Origin of the sequence: Streptococcus sanguinis (genome assembly GCF_050234405.1) — a bacterium.
Taxonomy (GTDB): Bacteria; Bacillota; Bacilli; order Lactobacillales; family Streptococcaceae; genus Streptococcus; species Streptococcus sanguinis_W.
The window spans coordinates 1,064,140-1,087,477 of record NZ_CP092117.1; the positions used below are offsets into that span (position 1 = coordinate 1,064,140).

The window sequence follows — 23,338 nt, forward strand, 5'->3', positions numbered from 1 at the left end:
ATGGTTATGGTAAAAAGGATCCAAAGGTATTGAAAATACATCAAAGAGAAAGTGAGGCTATATGTATTTGGAAATAATCCAAATCATACTGAGGTCACTAATTTCCAAAATGAAGTATTGAGATGGCAAAGACAGCAAGGTTTAAGATAGGAGCTTGATAGATGAGTGAAGTATTACTGCCAGGAATTTGGTATGGCGAGGTAAGCCAATTAAGTTTGGATGAATTAAAGAATAGCTTGCTTTCGGTACAAGACGAGCGTGAGTGCATACTGTTAATTGTTGAAATAATGAAAAAGGGAGATTTTTCCGTTAAAAATCTTTTAATTGAGTTAATGAATCAAACAGAAGATGAAGCTGTGTTAAATTTATGTATCAGGTTATTTTGCTCAGTGTGTACAAATGATGATTTAAAAGATGTTAATAATTTTCGTTTTTTAGATTCTGTATCGGAATTTGGAGCTTTTACATTCGTTACTGGTGCAATTGAAACAATGTCATATCAAGTTATTCCATATCTTTTGACGCTGTGGCAAGAATGGGAAGATTCTGATAATGATTTAGAAATTGCTATACAAGATGCGTTGGATTCTTTTCTCGAATATCGCTCTGTTTTATCAGAGAACGCAACGTTAGAGGAAGTAGAAAATCTATATATAGATGTAGTAAAAACTAAAAACTTAGATTGTTATTATTATAATACTTCTCTTGCTTTTCCTGGTTTATTTACACAAGAAATTATGACTGCTCTATACATCGCTGCTCAAAAGAAAGAAAAATATCATTTATATCTTCAGTCGTCACTTTTGTCTATCTATTCGGGCGAAAAAGTTCCAGTTGACACTAATGTTGTAATTTCAAGAGATGAAATTGATTTGATGATTAGTTATATTGATCGACTAATCAAAAAACATTGGGTAGAAGGCATGAAGTATTTTTATGGTTATCCTGTTGAAAACTAAAAGTATTGGATAAAACATTGTAAAATATTTTATCCCGTAAGCTTTTACTAGAGGCCGGTTCGGATTATAAGTTAAAAAATAAATCTGGTAAATCATGTCTAGATTATGCTGAAGAATATTCTTGGAGAAGTAGTCTGCTTGATATTATAAAGGAGTATGAAGATGGTAGAAATTAACAGCAAAGATATTGGCGGTTTCGTTGTTTCAAACAACATTCTTGATGGAAAAGCTATTCGATATTCCTATCGTGAAAAATCTGCTATTCCACAGTTAAATGGTTGGACACTTTTATCAATCGAAGATGGCGATGCTTACTTGTCTAATTCAAAAAATTTCTCAATCTTAGGAGCAAATAGCATTGTAAAAATTGCTCCCGTTATGCTGGAAATTTTTGAAGCTCCATACGGTACAGACTTATGCTGGCTATATGAGGAGGGTGTTCACGTAGGATTTTATGATTTGGTGAGAGATAGAGAGACTACAATCGAGGAGATCGTTAATTGAGTATCATTTGTATCTCGACTAAGTCTTTATGATGTATTGTAAGGAACTTGTTTATACACTTTTAGTTGCAGGCAAGTTCCTGTTTTTACATTAAGTGATAATCTCCAAGGTCAGGACATGATAACAGGCGATCGTCTTTAAACAGAGGATCGAATTTGGGTTGGGATAGATGCAGCTACGACTTTGACATAAATGGGATCACTAGCTTATCTGACGAAGTTTGGCACATTGGGTCCAAACTTATTGAAGAATTTGGCAACGACAGGCAAATATGCAGATGACGTGAACGATGTATCTAAAGTTGTCTATGCGGTCAAGATCCGACCTCGGCGCTTTAGAACTTAGTGTTTGGACAAGATATGGGCTTTGGTTTCGGCAAGGCGAGCGATTATATGAATGCAAAGTTTGGTCGCAGTGGTATACCAGACTTAGAGGTAGATTTGCCAGGTGGTCTCAATCAGATTGAAATGTTGATGGGGAGAGAAAAAATGAAACATTTAGAGATAATTGGAATTCGTAATATAGAATAGTGAGAGGATAGTTTATATGAGGTTTAAATATACTGACCAAAGTGTTAAGTGGGAGAATAATGGAGAAACTATAGAAATTCACATAGAAAATATAATATTTGCAGACTTTGATAAAGATAAAAATGTTATTTTTATTGGAGTTGGAAAAAATTTTATTGCATCAGATTTTTATTATTACTCTATAGATGGGGTGTTAATACTCCAATATCATGAGTCGACTGACATTATTTCCTGGGGCTATAATAAAAAACATGAAATAGAGATTCCTAATAAAGAATCAGTCTCTTTCTACCCCAATCAAAAACTGATTTTAGTTATTTATAGAATCTCGTCTGAACTGACTTCGGTTACCGAAATGAAAATATTGGATTTATATGGTAATCTCATTTATCAAGTTAAATCTCCTGAGGGTTATACTATGGTCTATGTCACAGATGTTCTTAGTAACCAAATAAAAGTTGTTTGCGATGCAGTTATTGAGGAGAATCGAGATTCCTACGGTCGTGATTGTTTTCATTTCCTATTAGATCTAGATACAGGAAAATGGACAAAACTTGGTTTAGCATACTAATAGAGGAGCATATAAAGTTATGATTTATGCTGAAACAGGGCACTGGCCTTTATAGTAAGGTGGATTACATCATAAGAAAAGCAAAAAAATAGGGAATAAATAATCAGTGGATATTTGGTAAAAGGCAAAGGAGATAAGAATGGAATCAATTTATGTAAGTCAAAAAGATATGTTGGAAATTTGTCAAGATGGTGATAAGTATTTCTTGCGTTATCCAACTTTTAATATTACCTGCCCAGAAGTGATTAGAGAAATTCCCAAAGAAGCTGCAGATAGTTACATGTCGGGAGAACATACTGGCAAAGAGTTGATGACTTATGCGCAATATGGTTTTTGGAAATCTAAAAAACAATATACACAAGAAGAGTCGAATAAAATTTTTATACAAAATAACCCTGACTTAATTTTCAATGATTTATCTTATAACCAAAAAATATTTTCTCCTGAAGAATTTACCCAAATCGTCACCAAAGCCATTGTTTCAGAACTGGAACCTAGCGAACTTGACGCCATTGGTACAGTTGATAATCATTTGGAGCTTCTTCTAGTGGATCCAGTTGACTGGCAGGAAGAAATAGAAGCAGTCCATCTGGAAATTTTGCAAGAAAAACTCAACAACTACATCTACTTCCTCGAAAGCAAGCAGTATGTGGAGAGATATGGCGATAGTTTTGACAAAAAAGTCATCCATATCACATTCCAGTATTCTCCATCGGATAATGGACTAGCCTTCTTAGCTGCTGCTCAGAAGGTATTACAGAATACAGATATGAGTTTGAAGATAGAATTACCAGAGTGAGAAAAAACCACAGAAATTCCTCATAAATTTCTGTGGTTTTCTTTTACTCTTGGTAGGTAACAATGCCGATGATGGTATCGACAGCGCGTTCCATGGTTTCTAGGCTGACATATTCGAAGCGGCCGTGCATGTTTTCGCCGCCGGCAAAGAGGTTAGGGGTCGGGATGCCCATAAAGGAAATTTTAGAGCCATCAGTTCCACCACGGATAGGCTCGATAATAGGCTGGATGTCCAGACTTTCCATGACTGCTTTGGCGATATGGATAGGTGTCATGTCCTTTTCAATGACCTGTTTCATGTTGTAATACTGGTCTTTGAGGGTCAAGATAACGCGTTCGTTGCCCAGCTCTTGGTTCATCTTATCAGCGATGGCCCGCATAGCAGCTTTGCGATTTTCAAAAGCCTCTGTCTCAAAGTCACGGACAATGTAGCTAGCTTGAGCTTCTTCGACAGTACCGGTCAGGTTCATCAGGTGGTAGAAGCCTTGGTAGCCCTCAGTTTTCTCTGGTCGGTCGGCTTCTGGCAGTTGGTTGTGGAAGTCAATAGCCAGCTGAAGAGCGTTAACCATCTGGTCTTTAGCAGTTCCCGGATGGACATTGCGGCCTTGGAAGGTCAGTTCTGCTCCAGCAGCGCTAAAGGTTTCGTACTGGAGTTCTCCTAGAGGGCCGCCGTCTACTGTGTAGGCAAAGTCCACATCGAAGTTCTCAGCATCAAACTCATCAGCCCCGATACCGATTTCCTCATCCGGTCCAAAGCCCACTCGGATTTCTCCATGCTTGATTTCTGGATGGGCAGACAGGTATTCGATAGCAGTCATGATTTCAGCAATACCTGACTTATCATCTGCTCCCAAAAGAGTGGTTCCGTCAGTCGTAATCAGAGTTTGGCCCTTGTATTTATGGAGACTGGCGAAGTCCGCAGGATCTAAGTTAAAGCCAGATTGTCCTAGCGGAATCACACCGCCATCATAATTCTCAATGACCTGCGGCTGGATGTTCTCTGCGTTGAAGTCTGCTGTATCCATGTGGGAAATAAAGCCAATCTTGCGGGTAAAGCTAGGGTCATTGGCTGGCAGAGTTCCAATTGCAAAGCCGTTGGGCAGGTAGTAGACATTTTCCAAGCCGACCCGCTTCATCTCAGGAATGAGGACATTGTTGGCAAAGTCCACCTGACTCTGGGTGCTGGGTGTAGTTGTAGATGTCTCGTCTGAGCGCGTGTTGACCTTGACATACGTCAGGAAACGATCTAAAAGATTAGGATATTTCATAAATGCTCCTTTTTCATTTCATTTAAATCTATTTTAGCATATTCAGGGGAGAGTGAGAAATGTTTTTCGTTTCTTGGGTATAAAGGCAAAATCTAGCAATTAGTTTTATATCTTGTCAAAATCTGGTAAACTATATCTATGCAAATGGAAAAAACAATCAGCAAAGCTGTGATTTTGGGGGCTTCGGGAGGTGTAGGTCGTCAGCTGGCTAGAGAACTGGCTCAAAGGACAGACCAGCTGGTCTTGGTTGGCAGAGATGAAGCGAAGCTCACTCAGTTGCAAGAGGACTTGTCTGGAGTTAGAGCTAAGCTTTCCTGCAGAGTTTTGGATTTGCTGGATGCGGCTGCGGTAGACGATTTTGCTCAGCAGCTAGAGGCAGATCTACTGATTAATTGCTGCGGTGTGGCGAATTTTGGTCCAGCGCTATCTCTTTCGGAAGCTGCTGAAAATGCCCTCTGGCAGGTCAATTACCAAGCACCGATTCGGCTGATCAAGCAAGTTGCGGAGCGCAATTGCAAGATAAGACTTGTCCAGCTTTCATCACTAGCGGCACTTTGTCCCCATCCTTATCTGGCAGCTTACAGCGCCAGTAAGGCCGCTTTGCAGACTTACTGTCTAGCCTTGCAAGAAGAGATGCGCCTCAAAGGCTCTGAAATGAGAGTTTGTCTTTATATACTGGGACCGGTTCGGACTGCCATCTTTCCTCCAGAGCTGCAGGATGCTTTGGGTGGTGCTAAATTACAGATGAGCCTGGAGATAGCAGCACGACGCATCACCGGACTGCTCCAGCAAGGCCGTTCCTATGCTATAGTGGGCAAGAGATATCGACTACTGGCTTGGCTCATGAAGCTACTTCCGCAAAGATGGATTATCCATTTGGCTGGCGCATATCTACGAAAGGGGCTTTGAACATGAAACTTATTTTTTTCCTGCTGACATCTGCTTACCTGCTTCTCTTTATCTTGCGTTGGCTCTTGTCTTTGGCTTATTTGAAAAAAGGGCAGAGCTCTTCATCGGACTTTCAAGAGGAGCTTTATACGGTGGTCCAGCCCATCCTATCTGGTGATCCTCGTTTGGAAAATGATTTATTAGCCAATCTCCAACAGACTGAAGCAGTTGAGTTTTACTGGCTGATTGATCAGTCTGACCCAGAGGCGCAGCGAGTGGCTGACAAGATTTGTCAAAATCCTTCTTATGCCCAGCGCATTCGCATTTTTCTCATGGAGGATGTCCCCCAGGGGATTAATCCTAAGAGTTATAAGATTGAGCAGATTATAGATGAGCTGACTCGACCTTATTTGATTGTTCTCGACGACGACAGCGTCATTGATTTTTCAAAAATGGGAGAATTGGCAGCTCATCTAGGTGAGAATGTTATTTTGACAGGCATTCCCTATAATCAGGAGCGAAGTAATTTCTGGTCTAAGCTAGTAGCGGCTTTTGTCAATGGAAATTCTTTCATTACCTATTTTACCATGGCAGAAGTCAAAGCCAACCACTCGATTAATGGAATGTTCTACATCCTGCCACTTGAACTGGCTAGGGAGCAGAAGCTCTTCAGTGCTATTAAAGACTTTCTATGTGATGATTTGGCTGTAGCGGATTTTCTGCGCAGCAAGGGAGTGGAGATTATCCAGACGCGGGTGACCTGTAATGTCCGGACTACGATCAAGGATGCCAAGCAATATCTGCTGCAAATGAAGCGTTGGCTGCTTTTTAGCTCTATCTATCTGAAGGAGCACTTGGACTGGAAGGTTATTTTTTTAATTGCTCTGCCTAGTTTCCTGCCCCTTCCTGCCTTGCTCATTAGTTTCTTTCTTGGCTGGCCTTTTGTGCTGCTGGCTTTGATTTTGCTCTTGGTCAAGGCGGTTTGGATGCTGGCTTATCGTCGTCACATTCTATCCGGTCGGCCGCATCCTGATGAGGTGTTCTACGAAGTCCTGAATGATTTACTCTTGCCTTGGCTTTTCCTCTATGTCTTGCTCAGTCCGCGGGTGATTAACTGGCGGGGAAGGAAGATTCGAGTGACGGATGGGAAAATCCGCTATGAGTAAGATGAAGCAGTACTTGGATAAGTTGGATGCTCTGTCGCTAGATCAAACCATGTTGAAATCTAGCAAGGTCTTGCTTTTTCTCAGTGGCAGCAGTCATTTGGAGAGTGCTAGTCTGACTGCAGGACAGCTTGAGTTTCTTGAGCAGATTTGTCCACCGGGTTTCTCAGTGGTGGCTAGTAATTTTCCGTTTAACCAGAGATTTGAGCATGGGAGACAAACCCAAGTTTCCTTGTTAACAGCTTCCATTTCCAATATCCGTTACTATTGGCATACTCTCTACAATTCTCGCTTTCAGGAGGCTTTGCAACGGCATTTGTCTCCTTTACTAGATGCTGAGGAGGCTGTCATTATTTGCAAGAGCTCGGGGCTCAATATGCTGACTCAGTGGCTGGAGGGCTTGGCTGAGGGAAATCTGCCCTCCAGAATGAGAGTGATTGCGCTGGGGCCTGTTTCACGGAGACTCCTAAATCGTAAGGATATTGATTTGCTGGTCATCAAGGGCAGGAAGGATATTTACAGCAGATTTCTAGATGGCCATCCAGCTGATGTGATGGTGGATAGCAACCATTTTGATTATGAATACAGGGAAGATGTGAAAGGATTAGTTTATGAATGGATTAGAAAAAGTGATAAAGATTGATGTGATTAGTGTGCCATTTAGTGGGCACCTGCTGCCTACTTTGACCTTAGTCAAGCCTCTGCTGACGGATCCGCGTTTTCGGATTCGGGTCATCACTGGCTGCCAAAAGAAAGAGTTAGTGGAGGAAATTGGTTTTGACTGTCTGGCTCTCTTTCCAGAAAGACCGACAGTGATGGAAGACATCGCCAATACTCCGCAGCAAAGCAATCTTTTGATTGCCTATCAGCAGTTTCGGGCCAATTCCAGACTAATTCCAGAAGTTATAGATGAGTTAAATCGAATTTGGCAAGAGGGCGGTAAACCGGATTTGGCCATAGCGGATTTTGTTGCTTCACCAGCAGGCCTGATTTCTGATCGCTTTGGCATCCCATGGATAACCACGATTCCGAGTCCGGTTGCGATTGAGTGCCGGACGACAACTCCGACTTATTTAGGAGGCTGGAAACCTCATCAGGGTGTCCTGTACAAATTCAGAGATGCCTTGGGCAGGCAAGCTATTCGCTGTGGAAAGAAAATGGCCTTTGCTTTGGTCCGGAAGAGTTTGGGAGACTATCAAGATTTTAAACTCTATCGGGAAGATGGCACAGAAGCTATTTACTCGCCTTACTCTATCTTAGCTTTGGGCATGAAAGAGCTGGAGTTTCGAGATGATTTTCCTAAGCACCTCCGCTGGCTTGGCTACAAATGCTTGTCCTTTGATCGCTTGCCAGTAGATCATGAGTCATATTTTGAGACCGATAAGAAGCGGGTTTTAGTGACTTGCGGTACGCATTTGAAATGGGAGAAGGAGCGCATGGTGGAGCGAGCGAAAAAGCTAAGCAAACTCTACCCAGATTACCTCTTTTACGTCACCTTGGGAGAAGCTAGTGGCTTAGGCAATGCTCCGAAGAGACTTGCGGAAAACCTGCTGCTCTTTGACTATCTGCCCTATACAGATATTCTGGATAAGGTAGATTTCGCCATTCACCACGCAGGAACGGGCATCATGATGTCTTGTATTGAGCACGAGATTCCCAGTCTCATTTTGCCTCAGGATTATGACCAGTTTGACAATGCCGTTCGTGCTGAGCTAGCTCAGGTGGGGCTGGTTGCTCGCAGAAAGACTGATGCAGAAGTGCTGCGGCTTTTTAAGGAATTGATAGATCGCACGGATTGGTCTCAGTTGAAAACTCTTTCCCAGCAAAGCAAAGAATATCAGCCTACAGAGATTCTCTATCAAGAGCTGGGGCGACTGCTCAAGCTTGATTTATAACTGGAAAACTCAACAAACTATTAAAGCATACTTCCAATATTAAAGTGTCTGAATTATTAAATTTTCCTATTCTTTTCAAGGAATAGGTTTTTTGGTCTATTCAAGTCTTTTTTAAGATGTTAAAATGAAAGTGATTACAAGAAAGTCGTTGGAAAGCCAGCTTGGCTTTCTCGGAGTGACTGAAGAGGAAAGATAATGAAGAAAGCAATTCTAATGATGACTTTTGGCTCGCCAGAGGAGATTAGCTTTGAGGGAGTGGCTGAATTCTTTACCAACATTCGCCGCGGTGTCAGGCCGCAAGACCATGAAATTCAGACCCTCTATGATAACTATGTACTCATTGGTGGAACGCCTCTGCAGCGTATCAGTCTAGAAGAGGTGGAAAAGGTCCGTCAGCGTTTGGCTGGCGAGTATGCGGTTTATTTTGCCAATAAATTTTCACGTTCTTTTATACCAGATGTGATTGAGCAGATGGAAGAGGATGGTATTGAGGAATGTATCTGTTTGATCCTAGAGCCGCATTTTTCTTACTATTCTGTCATGGGTTATGAGAAGTTTATCCAGAGTGACCGCATCCGCTTTAATATCATTAAGGAATGGTATCAGGAAGAAGCTATTCTTGATTATTGGGTAGAGGAGCTGAGAAAGATTCTTACAGAAGAGGTTGGGGAAGAGACCTTCAAGATTTTCTTCTCAGCCCACAGTGTGCCTATTCTGGCATTGGATTTCGGAGATCCTTACATTGATCAGATCTATGACAATGCCCGTTTGATTGTTGAAAGGTTAGGTCTGACAGAAGAGGATTATCTCAATGTTTGGCAAAGCGAGAGTGACATCGGGCTCCCTTGGATCAAACCTGACGTGCTGGACTACATGCGCCAGCAAGAAACGCATCCGAAGCATTATATTTTTGTGCCGATTAGTTTTATCAGTGAGCATATAGAGGTCCTTTTTGACAATGACGTGGAGTGTAAGGAACTTTGCGAAGATCTGGGAGTTGCCTATCATAGACCGCCTATGCCCAATGCAGATGCCCGTTTAATTGACGCCCTGATTCAAACTATCCGCCGCCATGAGCATGAACCCTTCAAAGAATGTTTTCCAGAAGAAGAAACCTTCGATGAATTACAGCCGTCGGAGGAGAGCAGCCAGATTCTTGCAGAGGATGAAGAGCTGAAAATGCCAGATTTCGTCAAGAAGCTGATTGAGAAAAAAGGCCGCGAGAATGTTAAGATTCCATATTTTGTCAAGAAAATGTTGGAGAAAGCTGGAAAACTGCCCAAGAGTTGATTGTTCATATTCGTTGATGACTTTATAAGATCATTCTAGAAGGAGAAAATGTGAGACTTTGGCACCAAGATTTGATTGAAAGACTTCCGCGCCAGCAGCTTTTAGGCCAGCATCGAGAATGCGCAGCCTTACGAGGACGAGGGTGGGGCAAGCCGCATGCGACGGTCAACTACGTTTTTGAGCACAGTCCTTATTGCCTGTATGCTTATCATCTCTTGATTATGGCGGAGATGCAGAAGCGGGGCTATCAGCCAGACAGCCTTTGGCTGGACAAGGAATACCGTGGCAAGACCTGTCCACCTTACCAGGAGTTGCTAGCTGAGGAGCTTGAACATCCCATTTATCCGGAGCATGACGCATCCTATCTGCAAGAATGCCTGGAAAATCTCAAAGAGAAGGGGATGGATATTGTCTGATTTCCAAGTACCAAGACGGCATCGTGTTAAGGTTATAGAACAACAAAAAGGAAGATATAGTGCTCTTCCTTTTTTATATGTTTTTTGTGATAAAATATCAGTGACTTTTAGGAACTCGAAATTTTTTTAAATTTGCTGAGTTGTAATTATTGGCATTACAATTCCATGTGTTATAATTTAAGATGTAACAAAGAATGTTACAATAAAAATTTGTAACTTAAAAGGAGGAATATAATATGGCAAACATTACAATTTTTGGACAAGGAAATATGGGACAAGCAATCGCAAGTGTATTCACTTCAGGTGGACATGAAGTTGATTTTGTAGGTAAAGAAGGTCTTACAAAACGTGCGGGTGATATTGTTGTATTGGCTGTTCCATACGCTGCAATTGCAAGCATTCTTGAAGCTAATAAAGCAGCGCTCGCTGGAAAAATCTTAGTAGATATTTCTAACCCTGTAAACTTTGAGAATATGGATGAATTGCTTACACCGGCTGGGAGTTCAGCAGCAGAAGAAATTGCTAAGTTAATTCCTGAAGCTCGTTTGGTCAAAGCTTTTAACACAAATTTTGCGGCGACAATTGCTTCGAAACAAGTCGCTGATAAAGCAAAAACATCTGTTCAATTGGCATCTGATGACCAAGAAGCTAAGAAGATTCTTGCTGGATATATCCAAGAAGGTGGTTTAGATACGATTGATGCGGGCGAGCTCAAACGTGCCCGTGAATTAGAGGCAATGGGATTCTTGCAAATAACACTTGCCGTACGTGAGAAAATCAACTGGACAGCTGGTTTTGCTGTTATTAAATAAAGAAAAAATTAGCCTCAAAGCAGGCTAATTCTTAGACTGAAAACAAAATCCTCAGAAGTTTCACTTCTGGGGATTTATACTTTTACGGATTCAAAATAAACTTCTCGATAGCTGTAGCAACCCCATTTTCCTCGCAGCTATCCGTGACGGCATCGGCTAGGCTTTTGACATGGTCTGAAGCATTGCCCATAGCTACACCGAGACCTGCATAGTCCAGCATTTCGATGTCGTTATTGGCATCACCGATTGCCATGATTTCTTGAGGATTGACGTCCAATTGTTTAGCCAATCGCTCTAGGGCAAAGGCTTTGGTCACACCAGATGGCATGGCCTCGTAAATGACCGGCTGAGAGCGAACACCACTGAAACGCTGGCAGATTTCTTGGCCAAAGTCAGCTTCAAAAGCATCTACCTGCTCTTGGCTGCCTAAAAACATAGCTTGAAACATTCTGTGTTGACCACTGCAAGCCTCTTCAAGGCTAATCTCGGTTGGAGTGGTGAATACTAAGCTAGAATCATTCACGACATAGGAACTGGCTTTTTCTCCGACAACGAAATAATGCTCTTCATCAAAGAGAGTCAGCTGGACAGGGCTATTTTCAGACAGGGAGTAGAGATAGCGAATATCCTGACCGCTAAGCTCTTGCCAGTCCACCAGACTCCAGTCGCTGGTCTGGTGTGTAGCGCAGCCATTGTCCACGATGACATATTCGTTTTCTTGTGCAAGGCCCAGCTTGTCATAATAGGGCTTGACACCAACCAAGGGACGGCCTGTGCAGAGAACCAATTTGACTCCTTTTTCAATAGCTCGGTGCAGAGCATCGATGTGAGCCTGGGAAATCTTTTTTTGAGAATTCAAGAGAGTTCCATCCATATCAAGTGCAAGTAATTTTATCATTGTTTATCTCCAAAATTATTCTGTGATAAGTATAGCATAATTTACAGAGAAAGTCCGAGTCAATAGGAAAAATCACTGGTCTTGTGTTATAATAAATAGAATACCCTAAAAGGATGAGAAAAATGAATTTAGAAGATTTGAAAAAACGTCAGGAGAAGATTCGCAATTTCTCCATCATTGCCCACATTGACCACGGGAAATCAACCTTGGCTGACCGGATTTTGGAGGCAACCGAAACGGTTTCCAGCCGGGAAATGCAGGCCCAACTCTTGGACAGCATGGACTTGGAGCGGGAGCGCGGTATCACCATTAAGCTCAATGCTATCGAGCTCAATTATACTGCCAAGGACGGCGAAACCTATATTTTCCACTTGATTGACACGCCGGGACACGTGGACTTTACCTATGAGGTATCGCGGTCGCTAGCGGCCTGTGAAGGGGCGATTCTGGTCGTGGATGCGGCTCAGGGAATTGAAGCTCAGACCTTGGCAAATGTCTATCTAGCGCTGGACAATGACTTGGAAATCCTGCCAGTTATCAATAAGATTGACCTTCCAGCTGCGGACCCAGAGCGGGTGCGGACAGAAATTGAAGACGTGATTGGGTTGGATGCAAGCGAAGCCGTGTTGGCTTCTGCCAAGGCTGGCATCGGAATTGAGGAAATTTTAGAGCAGATTGTGGAGAAAGTTCCAGCACCGACTGGAAATGTTGAAGCACCACTAAAAGCCTTGATTTTTGACTCAGTCTACGATGCCTATCGTGGGGTAATCCTGCAAGTACGGGTTATGGACGGTGTGGTCAAGCCAGGAGATACCATTCAGCTCATGAGTAACGGTAAAACCTTTGACGTGACTGAGGTCGGAATCTTTACGCCTAAGGCTATTGGCCGCGATTTCCTAGCAACAGGGGATGTTGGTTATATCGCAGCCTCTATCAAGACTGTACAGGATACCCGGGTCGGGGATACAGTGACCTTGGCGGACAATCCAGCTGCAGAGCCACTAGCTGGCTATAAGCAGATGAATCCTATGGTCTTCGCTGGTCTCTATCCGATTGAATCCAATAAATACAATGACCTGCGCGAGGCGCTCGAAAAGCTCCAGCTAAACGATGCCAGTCTGCAGTTTGAGCCGGAAACATCTCAGGCATTGGGATTTGGATTCCGCTGTGGTTTCTTAGGCTTGCTACACATGGACGTCATTCAGGAGCGCTTGGAGCGTGAATTTAATATTGATCTGATTATGACGGCGCCATCCGTTATCTATAAGGTCAATATGACGGATGGTGCTTCCCTTGATGTGTCCAATCCGAGTGAGTTTCCGGATCCGACCAAGATTGATTCCATTGAGGAGCCTTATGTCAAGGCGCAGATTATGGTACCGCAGGAATTTGTCGGAGCAGTGATGGAGTTGGCTCAGCGTAAGCGCGGTGACTTTGTGACCATGGACTATATCGATGATAATCGGGTCAATGTCATCTATCAGATCCCGCTTGCTGAAATCGTCTTTGACTTCTTTGACAAGCTCAAGTCCTCTACTCGTGGCTATGCTAGCTTTGACTATGAAATCTCTGAGTATCGCTCGTCCAAGCTGGTGAAGATGGATATTCTCCTCAATGGCGATAAGGTTGATGCTCTCAGCTTTATCGTTCACAAGGAATTTGCCTATGAGCGTGGTAAGCTGATTGTAGACAAGCTTAAGAAAATCATTCCTCGTCAGCAGTTTGAAGTACCCATCCAGGCAGCCATCGGACAGAAAATCGTGGCTCGTACAGACATCAAGGCTCTGCGTAAGAATGTCTTGGCCAAGTGTTATGGTGGTGACGTTTCTCGGAAGCGCAAACTCCTAGAAAAACAAAAAGCCGGTAAAAAACGCATGAAAGCTATCGGATCTGTCGAAGTCCCACAAGAAGCCTTCCTCAGTGTCCTGAGTATGGATGAGGAATAAAGTCTTATCTCTCTAGGTAATATATCCCAAAAGGAGAAAATCATGAAACGCTCGTATCTGCTTGGAGCAGTTCTGGTATTAACTTCACTTACTCTTGCATCGTGTGCCAATTCTGGACAAAAGACTGGTCAATCTAGTTCTTCAACCAGTTCCAGTGCACAAGTGAAAAAGAAGTCTTCAAATTCTTCTTCTAAAAAAAGCAAGAACAAAACCAATCAAGAAACAAAACGTGTTGGTTCTCCAGAGTTTGGTTATATCGATATCCCAAGTAAATGGATTAAATTTTTTGATGCAGAGGTTGAGGGACTTATCCAATACACCGACGGTTCTGCTTATAATATCGTTACCATGAATGCTGTTTCCAAGGCAGAAGCTGAAGTAGCAGATGGTGAGACTTTCAATGCAGAAACAATTGCTCAGCATGTAGCCTATAATTGGAGTCAAAAAGATAATATTGAGAAGATGTTGGGCTCTAAAAGTACTGTCTCAGGAATAGAAGCCTTTCAAATAAACATCATTCTGAAATCGGGGCAACTTGCTAATACATTAGTTTTCCAAAAAGATGACAAAGTCTATATACTATCCTTTGAAGGCGACGAAGAAACTCTTGATGATTTCATTACAAACATGAAAGATACTTGGAGCCTTGATGGCAAGGGAGCAGTAAGCGAATAATAGTTTAAAAAACAAGAGGCTTATTTATTAAGTCTCTTGTTTTTTCAGTGTAGAAGCTAATTATGCTTCACAAAAAGATAGTAACAAATCAGAAAAAACGTTCGACTACTATCAAATCTAAGTAAAAAGACTTACAGAAATTTGTAGGTCTTTTATCAAAATCCGAACGTTAGGAAATCTTTTTTGGATTTTACTTGACATTTTCTGAAATAGGAATATGATAAAATGTGAACACTGCATAAGACAATCTTGTGCGTGTTTGAAAATAATAGAGCGTTGCATCCGTAAGTCAATTTGACACGGCTCTTAAAAAACAAAAGGAGAAAGAATGAATACTTATATCCAAAAGAAAATCGCAAACATGAAGCTGACGCTTTCTGAAATGTCTGGTGGCTACAAACGAATGGTGACTAGCATGAAGAAGCTCGGCTTTTCTGGTACCTTGAAGCTTATCTGGGACGATTTGTTTGCTCATCGCAGTCTAGGTCAATGGGTTTATCTCTTGATTCTAGGGAGTTTTCCGCTCTGGCTAGAGCTGATATATGAACATCGCATCGTGGATTGGACGGGGATGATTTGTAGTCTGACTGGGATTATCTGTGTGATCTTCGTCTCTGAAGGACGGGCTAGCAATTACCTCTTTGGTTTGATCAATTCTGTGATTTACTTGATTTTGGCTTTGCAGAAAGGTTTCTATGGCGAGGTCCTGACGACTCTTTACTTTACAATCATGCAGCCAATTGGACTCTTGGTGTGGATTTACCAAGGTCAGTTCAAAAAAGAAAAGCAAGAGTTTGTTGCTCGTAAGCTAGATGCCAAAGGATGGACAAAGTATCTATCGCTTAGTGTGCTTTGGTGGTTGGTCTTTGGCTTGATTTATCAGTCTGTGGGTGCCAATCGTCCTTATCGTGATTCAATCACAGATGCGACAAATGGTGTAGGGCAGATCTTGATGACGGCTGTTTATCGCGAACAGTGGATTTTCTGGGCAGCGACCAATATTTTTTCTATTTACCTCTGGTGGGGTGAAAGTCTTCAGATTCAAGGGAAATATTTGATCTATTTAATCAACAGCTTGGTCGGATGGTACCAGTGGAATAAGGCCGCTAAAAAAGCATAGTCCTATAAACGGAAAAGAAATCGGATGTGACAATGTCTCTCTTTCCTTTCGTCCTAAAAATATGGTAAACTAGTATTAGTAAAATTTATTAGATTTAGGAAGGAATGACCATGAAAAAGAAGTACTTTCTGCTCTCCCTGATAATCTTAGCCGGCCTCTCCCTGTCCTCTTGTAGCCTTATTAAGAGCTATAGCAGTCGGAAAGCATCTGATTCTTCCAGTCGGGTTTCCCTGAGAGATGACAGCGATACAAGCAGTAGTAGTCGTAGAGAAAAAGATTCGTCAAAGACAACTGGTACTATGCGCGTCGGCTCTGATGATTATGGCTATATCAGTATTCCTGATAATTGGATTAAGTTTACAGACGTAGATGGTGGTGACAGCGTCCAGTATACGGATGGAAGTGGCTATAACATTGTCACGATGAACGCTTATACAAAAGAAAAAGCCAATATCGGAGAAGGTGAAGAATTCAACGCTGAAACTATTGCCCAACGGATCGCTTACCACTGGAAGGATAATAAGGAAGTCGATGATTTTTGGGGAGCAAAGAGTACAGTAGCTGGAAATGAAGCCTTTCAGATTAATGTTGTTTTAAAATCCACTCAAAACCTAACGGTTTGGGTCTTCAAACAAGGCGATAAGGTCTATATGATGTCCTTTGAAGGCGATGAAGACACTCTGTATGAATTTATCCCTTATATCGAAGATACGTGGAGCGTCAGCAAGGACGGTGGAAAAAGCATTTAGAGACCGCATTTGATAATTGCTCTCTAAGTTCATAAAAAGCAAATCTGGGACTCGTTCTCAGATTTTTTTGTGAGATGGAATATCTAATATTCTTTAAGTTTGACAACATTTAAGAGCGCTCATTTTATGATATAATAAAAAGAATTTGAATACAGAAAGAAAAATATATGACTCAAGAAATCGACCTTGAAAAATACCATCAACTAGCTTTGCAGAAGCAGAAAGAGCACCGAAAATTTTTAGCCAGTCTCAAGAAAAAGCCACCAAAAAATCTAGATAAGATTGCCCAGCAAATCCATGATGAGGTCTTTGAGGAGATTGACTGTACAGCCTGTGCCAATTGCTGTAAGACGCTGGGACCAGACTTTAAGGATGCCGATATTGTCCGTATTGCCAAGTATTTCAAGATGAAGCTGCCGGCTTTTGAAGAGGAGTTTCTACAGGTGGACGAAGACGGTGACAAGGTTTTCAAGGCTATGCCTTGTCCTTTTTTAGGTGGAGACAATCTCTGCTCAATCTACGATGTCCGTCCCAAGGCCTGCCGAGAGTTCCCTCACACAGACCGCAAGAAGATTCATCAGATTAATCATCTGACAATCAAAAATACCCTGACCTGTCCAGCGGCTTATCTCTTTGTGGAGAAGCTGCGGGATAGGTTGTAAAATCCCCCCTCTAAATCTTGTACAAAAATTCTAGGGCAGAAGTATCTTATATCTGTTAGACTATAGATAGGAGGTAAGAAGAAAAGAATATGATGCATCAATTCAATCGAACCATGGAATATCTGGAAAGTAAGCTGGACGCAGAAGTGGATTTGCAGAAATTTCAGCAGCTATCGGGCTATTCTTATGCTCTCTTTAGCAGGCTCTTTTCCATCCTAGCAGATATGACTTTAGCGGAATACTTGCGCAATCGCAGGCTGTCAGAAGCTGTGACAGACTTGCGGGAAAGCTCTGAGAAAGTCATTGACATAGCGATGAAATACGGCTATGAGTCTGCCGATGCTTTTAGCGCAGCCTTCAAGAAATTCCATGGTGCGACTCCCTCAGAAGTTCGAAATGGAAAACCTTATCGCGTCTTTCCTAGACTTCAATTATCCTTAAAGATTACAGGAGGAAAGAACATGGATATCAAGATTCAAAAGAAACCTGCTTTTACCGTAGCAGGCGTCCTATTGGAAGCTATTGACAATAGCCAGTGCCCGTCTGCATGGGAGCAGCTCTATGCTAATCACAGCATTGAAAGCCTAGAAAGTCTGGGCAGTGGCCAATTCTTTGGCGTCTGCACTGATGTTAAAGAAGGCGAAATTATCAACTATATGGCCGCTTATGATGTGACGGATAAAGCGAAAGCAGAAGAACTAGGTCTGTCAATCAAGGAAATCCCGGAAGCTGAATATGCCATCGTGCCAGTCAAGGGGGCTATACCAGCCAGCATCCACCATGCTTGGAAATACGTCTTAGAAGTCTTTTTTCCAGAAACTGGCTATCGCCACTCAGGAGCACCAGATTTTGAAGTTTACACCGAGGGTGATATGTCCTCCCCAGACTATCAAATAGAACTCTGGATACCTGTGGTGAAATAAAATGGTGCTTGCAAGTCATTTTTTAGGTGTTGATTACAGAGGAGGATGATGCTATGCAGATGTATTTTGGGGACGTTTCTCTTTGTTATACATATTCACTTGCGATGGTACTGCATTCGTATGGTTATGATGTTCGCCCTGAGTTTTTGGAAGCCATTATGGTAATGGGAAATGGCGCTAGTATTGTAAAGGAAGATGAAAAACACCCGCTAGTCTTCTTTGATAATGGGATGCCAGATAGTTCTATCAGTCATTCTTTAGACATTCTGGGTTTTACATATGATGAATACTATATAAAGGATTCAAATGAGGTGAATCTTCTCTCTATCAGAGAAAAGTTAAGTAAGTTCTTACTTAGTGGGGCAGTTGTTCTTGGCCCTTTGGACATGGGTTATCTCACTTATAATCCCAATCATATTCATTTGTATGAGGTGGACCATTTTGTTTCAGTTTATGATCTAGATGATGAGTTTATCTATTTCCATGATCCAGCGGGTTTTGCTTGTATGAAAATGAGTTTGTCAGAATTTGCGAATGCCTGGGAAGCTAAAAATATCGACTATAAAAGAGGTTCTTTCTCCATGTGGGGAAACTTTAAAAAAATCAAATCTCCTACTTCCAAAGAGATTTACCAGAAAACATCTATGTTGATGAAGCAACAATATGAACGTGGCGAGGAGAATGTGATCAAAAGATATGCTAAGTCGGTAGCGGACAATGGCTTGAATGAAGAACAAAAACATCTTCATCAATACTTTAGTTTCAAATTAGCTTCTATCAGAAATCTATACATGAGCAACTTCTTAAAAGACCACGATACGGTCAGATCTGAACTAAAAGAAAATTTAGCAAAATTGTTCGGCCAAGCTCATCTATGTTGTATCAAGGAAGATTACCAGAAACTATCAGAAGTCTTGTTTGATATTGCAGCACTAGATAATAAATTTAGAGATTTGTGCCTTCGCTATAAAGTAGAGTAGAAGAAGTGGGAAAAACGAAAATGCTGTTTGGTAATGCAGCAGAATCAAAACAAGAGCCACCAAACTATCAAATGAAAGTCTGGATTCCAGTAGTGGAATAGATTAGAAATCAGCCGTTCATTTTTGAGCGGCTGGTTTTTTTATGGCTTGTGGTATAATGAAGCTGCTACAATTACAGAAAGGATTTCTACCTTGTCATACAAATTTCTACTTTTCGACCTTGACCATACATTGCTGGATTTTGATACAGCGGAAGACATTGCCCTGACTCATTTTTTGGAGGAGCAGGGCGTGACGGAGATTCAGACCTACAAAGACTATTATATTCCCATGAACAAGGGGCTTTGGCGGGAACTGGAGCAGGGTAAAATCACCAAGCCTGAGCTAGTCAATACTCGCTTTTCTCGTCTTTTCGCTCATTTTGGCATTGAGAAGGATGGCGCCGAGTTAGCCCTTCTCTATCAGCAGCATATTGCTCAGCAAGGACAAACCTACGCTGGTGCTAGCGAGCTTTTGGACAGTCTGACAGAAGCTGATTATGAGATTTACGGAGCGACCAATGGCATCACGGCTATTCAGAACGGTCGCATGGCCCATTCCGACATTGCGCCCTATTTTAACCATATTTTCATCTCGGAAAAGATGGGGACTCAGAAGCCCGAAGCTTTGTTTTATGAAAAAATAGCAGAGCAGATACCAGATTTCGCCCTGTCTCAGACTTTGATGATTGGAGACTCCTTGACGGCAGATATTGCTGGCGCTAATAATGCTGGACTGGACTCTCTCTGGTACAATCCCAAGCAGCTAGAAAATGAAAGTCTTTTTCAGCCGACCTATGCCGCCTATTCTTATGACGACATTATCAGACTCTTGGTCCCATAAGGAGACTGCAAATGAAAAAAATCCTCGTTTTATTTTCACTTCTTGCCAGTTTGTTGCTACTGACTGCTTGTTATGCTAAGAAAGAAGAAGTCAACGAAAGCATACGAACAACGAAGGCTCTTTTTAAAAAGCTCCCTTTTCAGCCCGTCAAGGTTAGTTCTGATGGCAGTTATCATTACGAGGGAGGTGGTGCGACAATTGATTTGTATTTCACCGAGGAAGATATCCAAAAGTATCCTATTCTAAAATACCACCCAGATCGAAAGGGCAGTAAAATCGAATTTTATGAGATATTTTACGGAGAGCGAACAGCAGATCAGCTACTGGATTGTTTGGTAAACCAAGAAATAACTAGCTTAATTGATGAGATTGAGGGCGAAATGGAAGATGACATGACAGCTGAATGCCAGCAAAAATCAGGATTTGACAGAGCTCAATTTCAGACTATAAGCGTTTCGTCCTCTAAAAAAGTTGATGATTCAGAAAGCCTAAATAAATATCTCATGCTATATAGTAAGTTTTTAGTCGAATTCAGGAATAATCCAGAAAATCATGATAAGCTAAAAGAGATTGTCAAAAAAATGGATAAATCTGATCTATTAAAATGGTTTTTCGAATTTCATTCAGACCAAGTGCTGGATGAGAAAAGTATATCTGAAGATGAAGTAAAAACTAGGTCTTATAATAGTCGTAGTGGAGACACAGAGTATTATGCACCAGAGACCATTAATAAGTATATGGATTTAGGTGCTTTTCCTAAAGACGCTTCAGTCAAATTGTTTTTTAAAAAATATGAAAACCTTTCTGAACAGATAGTTTTAAACAACCAAAAAGACTAATCTAAAAAAATTTTAACTCTGTCAAGAAAAAAACTTGACAGCTTTTTTTAATCTGCTATAATAGAACATGTGCTTAATAGCTCTGCTATTTCACCAAAAGAAAAAAATAAAGAAAAGAGACCTTAATAATGGCAGTAAAAATCCGTTTGACTCGTATGGGTTCTAAGAAAAAACCTTTCTACCGTATCAATGTTGCAGATTCACGTTCACCTCGTGACGGACGTTTCATCGAAACAGTTGGTACTTACAACCCACTTGTAGCTGAAAACCAAGTGACTTTGAAGGAAGACCGTATCCTTGAGTGGTTGGGCAATGGTGCACAACCTTCTGATACTGTACGCAACATCCTTTCAAAAGAAGGCGTATTGAAGAAATTCCACGATTCAAAATACTCTAAATAATAGAAGCGTAGGTTGACATATGGACACGATTGAAAATCTAATTATTGCGATAGTGAAACCTTTGATTTCACAGCCAGATGCCTTAACTATCAAGATTGAGGATACACCTGAATTTTTAGAATATCACCTGGATCTTGATCAGAGTGATGTTGGACGTGTAATCGGTCGTAAAGGTCGTACTATCTCCGCTATAAGGACGATTGTTTACTCTGTCCCAACTGAATATAAAAAAGTTCGCATTGTTATTGATGAGAAGTAAGAAGAACGGGACCGGTGTGTCCCGTTTTTTCGTGAAGAGCGGAAGATATTTTCTTGCTATTTTATGGTTTTAAAAATTTATGAAATATTGGAATATTAATAAATATAAAAACAAAATTAATACTGTTGAATTTTATAAACATTTATATGAGGCTCATGATGTCAATGACTACATCAAGTTATTGAAATTATCTGGGGTTTTTACAAGTGGAAATTCTAGTGATGGTACTAAACTTATAGCTAAATATATTTTAGTGAAGAAATTTTTTATATTGAATGAACAGATTGTAAATAAATTTCTATATGAGGTCTCAATCTTGAATCAACTTTATGAGATGATTCAGATTGAAAAAAAATCTCTTTTAGATAGCAAAAAGAAAAATATTCTACAATCATCATTATACTACGCACAAGCATACTATGAATTTTTTAAGAATGGTAACAACAGGCTTACAGATTTAAGTGATGGAATTGAAGAAATTTGGTTAAGATTAGGAGATGTTTTAAAAGATTCACTTCGAAAAAAGACAGTCTTTAAATGGGAAAAAGGCGCTAGTTTAACTCAGTCAGAAATTGAAAATATTTTTTCTATTTTTAGTCGCTTAAATATTTTTAGTTTAGTAATTGACTTATGGACATACAGTGACATTGAATTTAAGATTTATGATAACGAAATTCATATTAAAGAGATAGGTGATTTTAGTATAAAACGATTATATGCTTTGGCAACTTATTTAGATTTAAAAGATTTTAGAGCTCTTTTGGCTAGAAAACCCAATCTTGATTTTGATACTAAATTAGAAAAATTTGATGAAAAACGAAGTTTATATAAATTATTAGAGAAGCAGGTTAAAGAATATTTTTATACTAAAAATTTTGAAGAAGAATATGATGGTATTAAACTAAGACAGTGGATGGATGCTTATTGGCTTTTATACGAATTATGCTTTGAATCCGATGAAAGAATTGTAGTAATTTCAAAGAACAAATTAAGAGAGCTATTTTTTGATAAAGGGCTGCCAGAATACTTGCTTAAGCAACTGATTTTTAAAACTTCTTCTAGAGATTTATATGATAGTCCACTTATAGAGTTTGAAGAAGTTTATGTTCTACTATCTAGTTTGGTTTTGTATACAGATTTTTCAAGAACAATTTTATCTGTTATATCAAAAAACCAACAAAGTAAAGAGACTGGAATAAATCAAAAAGGAAGAAATTTTGAAATTCATATTAACAGCTTAGCAAAAAAACAATTTTCTAAACAGTCTGGTGGGATAAAACGGAATATTGATGGGGAGACATATGAAATTGACGGAATATTTTTTAAAGATGAGACATTAGTTATTCTAGAAGCTAAAACACAAAATCAACCAACTAATATCATTGAGTTCTATAAGAATGAGGCTGAGTTAAATAATTATATAGAAAAATTTAAAAGAAATTCTAAATATTTTACTGAAAATGAGAAAAAAATAATGGCAAAAAAACTTGGGATATATAGTAGTGATATAAAAAGAGTGATAAATATGTTTGTGTCCAATGTTAGTCAGTATAATTCAAAACAAGATGAAGTATATATTATTGATGAGATTGATTTTTCTAATTTTATGAATAGGAGAACTCCTAAGATTCATATTAGTGAAAAAGGTAATATACACTCTATAGATATATTGCCTCAATTGTATTCTGGTGAGGCAACTGTTGAACAATTATTAAATCTTTTACAATCAAATCATAAAAGAGAATTGATTACGCAAAGAATAAAATATAGAAATATACAGTGTAACATAGGTGATAAAACGATCTCATTAAGTTTTAAGATATTAGAAGATATCAATGATACTATTTTGTAGTTTTGATAAAATTATCTAATTATGTCAAATGTGGAAGGATTTTTGGAAAACCTCCAAG

Annotated in this window: 26 protein-coding genes and 1 pseudogene; 25 read left to right on the plus strand and 2 right to left on the minus strand. The window is 40.3% G+C overall.

Going from position 1 to position 23,338, the window contains the following annotated elements; translation table 11 throughout:
- Positions 1–161 precede the first annotated feature (161 nt).
- From imm47 to MFP28_RS05395, 6 genes and pseudogenes are all read left to right on the plus strand, one after another.
- Complete coding sequence (imm47, locus tag MFP28_RS05370) at positions 162–959, plus strand: Imm47 family immunity protein (protein ID WP_002906391.1); 798 nt, start codon at positions 162–164, stop codon at positions 957–959.
- A gap of 38 nt (positions 960–997) precedes the next feature.
- A pseudogene (locus MFP28_RS05375) lies at positions 998–1,135 on the plus strand (ankyrin repeat domain-containing protein); the annotation flags it as partial.
- The gene (locus MFP28_RS05380) at positions 1,122–1,463 is read left to right on the plus strand and encodes a DUF2185 domain-containing protein (protein ID WP_032915895.1); all 342 of its coding nucleotides are present in this window, start codon (positions 1,122–1,124) and stop codon (positions 1,461–1,463) included. The pseudogene MFP28_RS05375 and the gene MFP28_RS05380, both read left to right, overlap by 14 nt.
- Positions 1,464–1,855: 392 nt before the next feature.
- Positions 1,856–1,993 carry a hypothetical protein gene (locus MFP28_RS05385; RefSeq protein WP_155114568.1) on the plus strand — a complete coding sequence of 46 codons (138 nt, stop codon included), beginning with the start codon at positions 1,856–1,858 and terminating at the stop codon, positions 1,991–1,993.
- 16 nt (positions 1,994–2,009) lie between these two features.
- Positions 2,010–2,564 carry a hypothetical protein gene (locus MFP28_RS05390; RefSeq protein WP_002906394.1) on the plus strand — a complete coding sequence of 185 codons (555 nt, stop codon included), beginning with the start codon at positions 2,010–2,012 and terminating at the stop codon, positions 2,562–2,564.
- Between the two features lie 139 nt (positions 2,565–2,703).
- The gene (locus tag MFP28_RS05395; RefSeq protein ID WP_002906396.1) at positions 2,704–3,363 is read left to right on the plus strand and encodes a DUF6572 domain-containing protein; all 660 of its coding nucleotides are present in this window, start codon (positions 2,704–2,706) and stop codon (positions 3,361–3,363) included.
- 43 nt (positions 3,364–3,406) lie between these two features.
- On the opposite strand, the gene pepT is transcribed toward MFP28_RS05395, so the two are convergent.
- Positions 3,407–4,630 carry a peptidase T gene (gene pepT, locus MFP28_RS05400; RefSeq protein ID WP_002906397.1) on the minus strand — a complete coding sequence of 408 codons (1,224 nt, stop codon included), beginning with the start codon at positions 4,628–4,630 and terminating at the stop codon, positions 3,407–3,409.
- Positions 4,631–4,768: 138 nt separating this feature from the next.
- On the opposite strand from pepT, the gene MFP28_RS05405 reads away from it, so the two are divergent.
- The 7 genes from MFP28_RS05405 to MFP28_RS05435 all read left to right on the plus strand — a co-directional run bounded on the left by MFP28_RS05405 (position 4,769) and on the right by MFP28_RS05435 (position 11,094).
- On the plus strand, positions 4,769–5,539 hold the full coding sequence (locus MFP28_RS05405; protein ID WP_002906399.1) for an SDR family NAD(P)-dependent oxidoreductase: 771 nt from the start codon (positions 4,769–4,771) through the stop codon (positions 5,537–5,539).
- A gap of 2 nt (positions 5,540–5,541) precedes the next feature.
- Positions 5,542–6,684, plus strand: coding sequence for a glycosyltransferase (locus MFP28_RS05410; protein WP_002906400.1), 1,143 nt, complete (start codon positions 5,542–5,544; stop codon positions 6,682–6,684).
- Positions 6,677–7,324, plus strand: coding sequence for a hypothetical protein (locus MFP28_RS05415; RefSeq protein ID WP_002906401.1), 648 nt, complete (start codon positions 6,677–6,679; stop codon positions 7,322–7,324). The genes MFP28_RS05410 and MFP28_RS05415 overlap by 8 nt, the downstream gene beginning before the upstream one ends.
- Positions 7,293–8,576: a glycosyltransferase gene (locus MFP28_RS05420; protein ID WP_002906403.1), complete on the plus strand. Its 1,284-nt coding sequence runs from the start codon at positions 7,293–7,295 to the stop codon at positions 8,574–8,576. Before MFP28_RS05415 ends, MFP28_RS05420 begins: the two co-directional genes overlap by 32 nt.
- Before the next feature lie 195 nt (positions 8,577–8,771).
- Positions 8,772–9,866, plus strand: a complete 1,095-nt coding sequence (hemH, locus tag MFP28_RS05425) for a ferrochelatase (protein WP_002906405.1) — start codon at positions 8,772–8,774, stop codon at positions 9,864–9,866.
- Positions 9,867–9,916: 50 nt separating this feature from the next.
- Complete coding sequence (locus MFP28_RS05430) at positions 9,917–10,282, plus strand: TIGR02328 family protein (RefSeq protein WP_002906407.1); 366 nt, start codon at positions 9,917–9,919, stop codon at positions 10,280–10,282.
- Between the two features lie 236 nt (positions 10,283–10,518).
- Entirely contained in the window at positions 10,519–11,094 is a 576-nt protein-coding gene (locus MFP28_RS05435) for an NADPH-dependent F420 reductase (protein WP_002906408.1), read from the plus strand.
- Between the two features lie 82 nt (positions 11,095–11,176).
- Here the strand turns inward: MFP28_RS05435 and MFP28_RS05440 are convergent, their stop codons facing one another.
- Positions 11,177–11,992: a Cof-type HAD-IIB family hydrolase gene (locus MFP28_RS05440; RefSeq protein WP_002906409.1), complete on the minus strand. Its 816-nt coding sequence runs from the start codon at positions 11,990–11,992 to the stop codon at positions 11,177–11,179.
- A 122-nt stretch (positions 11,993–12,114) separates the two neighbouring features.
- On the opposite strand from MFP28_RS05440, the gene lepA reads away from it, so the two are divergent.
- From lepA to MFP28_RS05500, 12 genes are all read left to right on the plus strand, one after another.
- Positions 12,115–13,938, plus strand: a complete 1,824-nt coding sequence (gene lepA, locus MFP28_RS05445; protein WP_032915898.1) for a translation elongation factor 4 — start codon at positions 12,115–12,117, stop codon at positions 13,936–13,938.
- A 42-nt stretch (positions 13,939–13,980) separates the two neighbouring features.
- Complete coding sequence (locus MFP28_RS05450) at positions 13,981–14,613, plus strand: hypothetical protein (RefSeq protein ID WP_002906411.1); 633 nt, start codon at positions 13,981–13,983, stop codon at positions 14,611–14,613.
- A gap of 328 nt (positions 14,614–14,941) precedes the next feature.
- On the plus strand, positions 14,942–15,733 hold the full coding sequence (gene pnuC / locus MFP28_RS05455; RefSeq protein ID WP_002895303.1) for a nicotinamide riboside transporter PnuC: 792 nt from the start codon (positions 14,942–14,944) through the stop codon (positions 15,731–15,733).
- Positions 15,734–15,837: 104 nt separating this feature from the next.
- On the plus strand, positions 15,838–16,482 hold the full coding sequence (locus tag MFP28_RS05460; protein WP_080556447.1) for a hypothetical protein: 645 nt from the start codon (positions 15,838–15,840) through the stop codon (positions 16,480–16,482).
- Positions 16,483–16,649: 167 nt separating this feature from the next.
- A complete protein-coding gene (locus MFP28_RS05465; RefSeq protein ID WP_002906413.1) occupies positions 16,650–17,144 on the plus strand; it encodes a YkgJ family cysteine cluster protein in 495 nt (164 codons plus the stop codon).
- Between the two features lie 89 nt (positions 17,145–17,233).
- Positions 17,234–18,067 (plus strand): AraC family transcriptional regulator, encoded by an 834-nt coding sequence (locus MFP28_RS05470; protein ID WP_002906414.1) that lies wholly within the window; start codon positions 17,234–17,236, stop codon positions 18,065–18,067.
- A 53-nt stretch (positions 18,068–18,120) separates the two neighbouring features.
- Complete coding sequence (locus MFP28_RS05475; protein ID WP_032915901.1) at positions 18,121–19,047, plus strand: hypothetical protein; 927 nt, start codon at positions 18,121–18,123, stop codon at positions 19,045–19,047.
- A 192-nt stretch (positions 19,048–19,239) separates the two neighbouring features.
- The gene (locus MFP28_RS05480) at positions 19,240–19,929 is read left to right on the plus strand and encodes a YjjG family noncanonical pyrimidine nucleotidase (RefSeq protein ID WP_032916252.1); all 690 of its coding nucleotides are present in this window, start codon (positions 19,240–19,242) and stop codon (positions 19,927–19,929) included.
- Between the two features lie 11 nt (positions 19,930–19,940).
- On the plus strand, positions 19,941–20,768 hold the full coding sequence (locus MFP28_RS05485; protein ID WP_002906417.1) for a hypothetical protein: 828 nt from the start codon (positions 19,941–19,943) through the stop codon (positions 20,766–20,768).
- A gap of 128 nt (positions 20,769–20,896) precedes the next feature.
- Positions 20,897–21,169, plus strand: coding sequence for a 30S ribosomal protein S16 (gene rpsP / locus MFP28_RS05490; protein WP_002895310.1), 273 nt, complete (start codon positions 20,897–20,899; stop codon positions 21,167–21,169).
- Between the two features lie 19 nt (positions 21,170–21,188).
- The gene (gene kphA, locus MFP28_RS05495; protein WP_002895313.1) at positions 21,189–21,428 is read left to right on the plus strand and encodes an RNA-binding protein KphA; all 240 of its coding nucleotides are present in this window, start codon (positions 21,189–21,191) and stop codon (positions 21,426–21,428) included.
- Between the two features lie 79 nt (positions 21,429–21,507).
- Positions 21,508–23,280, plus strand: a complete 1,773-nt coding sequence (locus MFP28_RS05500) for a hypothetical protein (protein WP_002906418.1) — start codon at positions 21,508–21,510, stop codon at positions 23,278–23,280.
- The last annotated feature ends 58 nt before the right edge of the window (positions 23,281–23,338 follow it).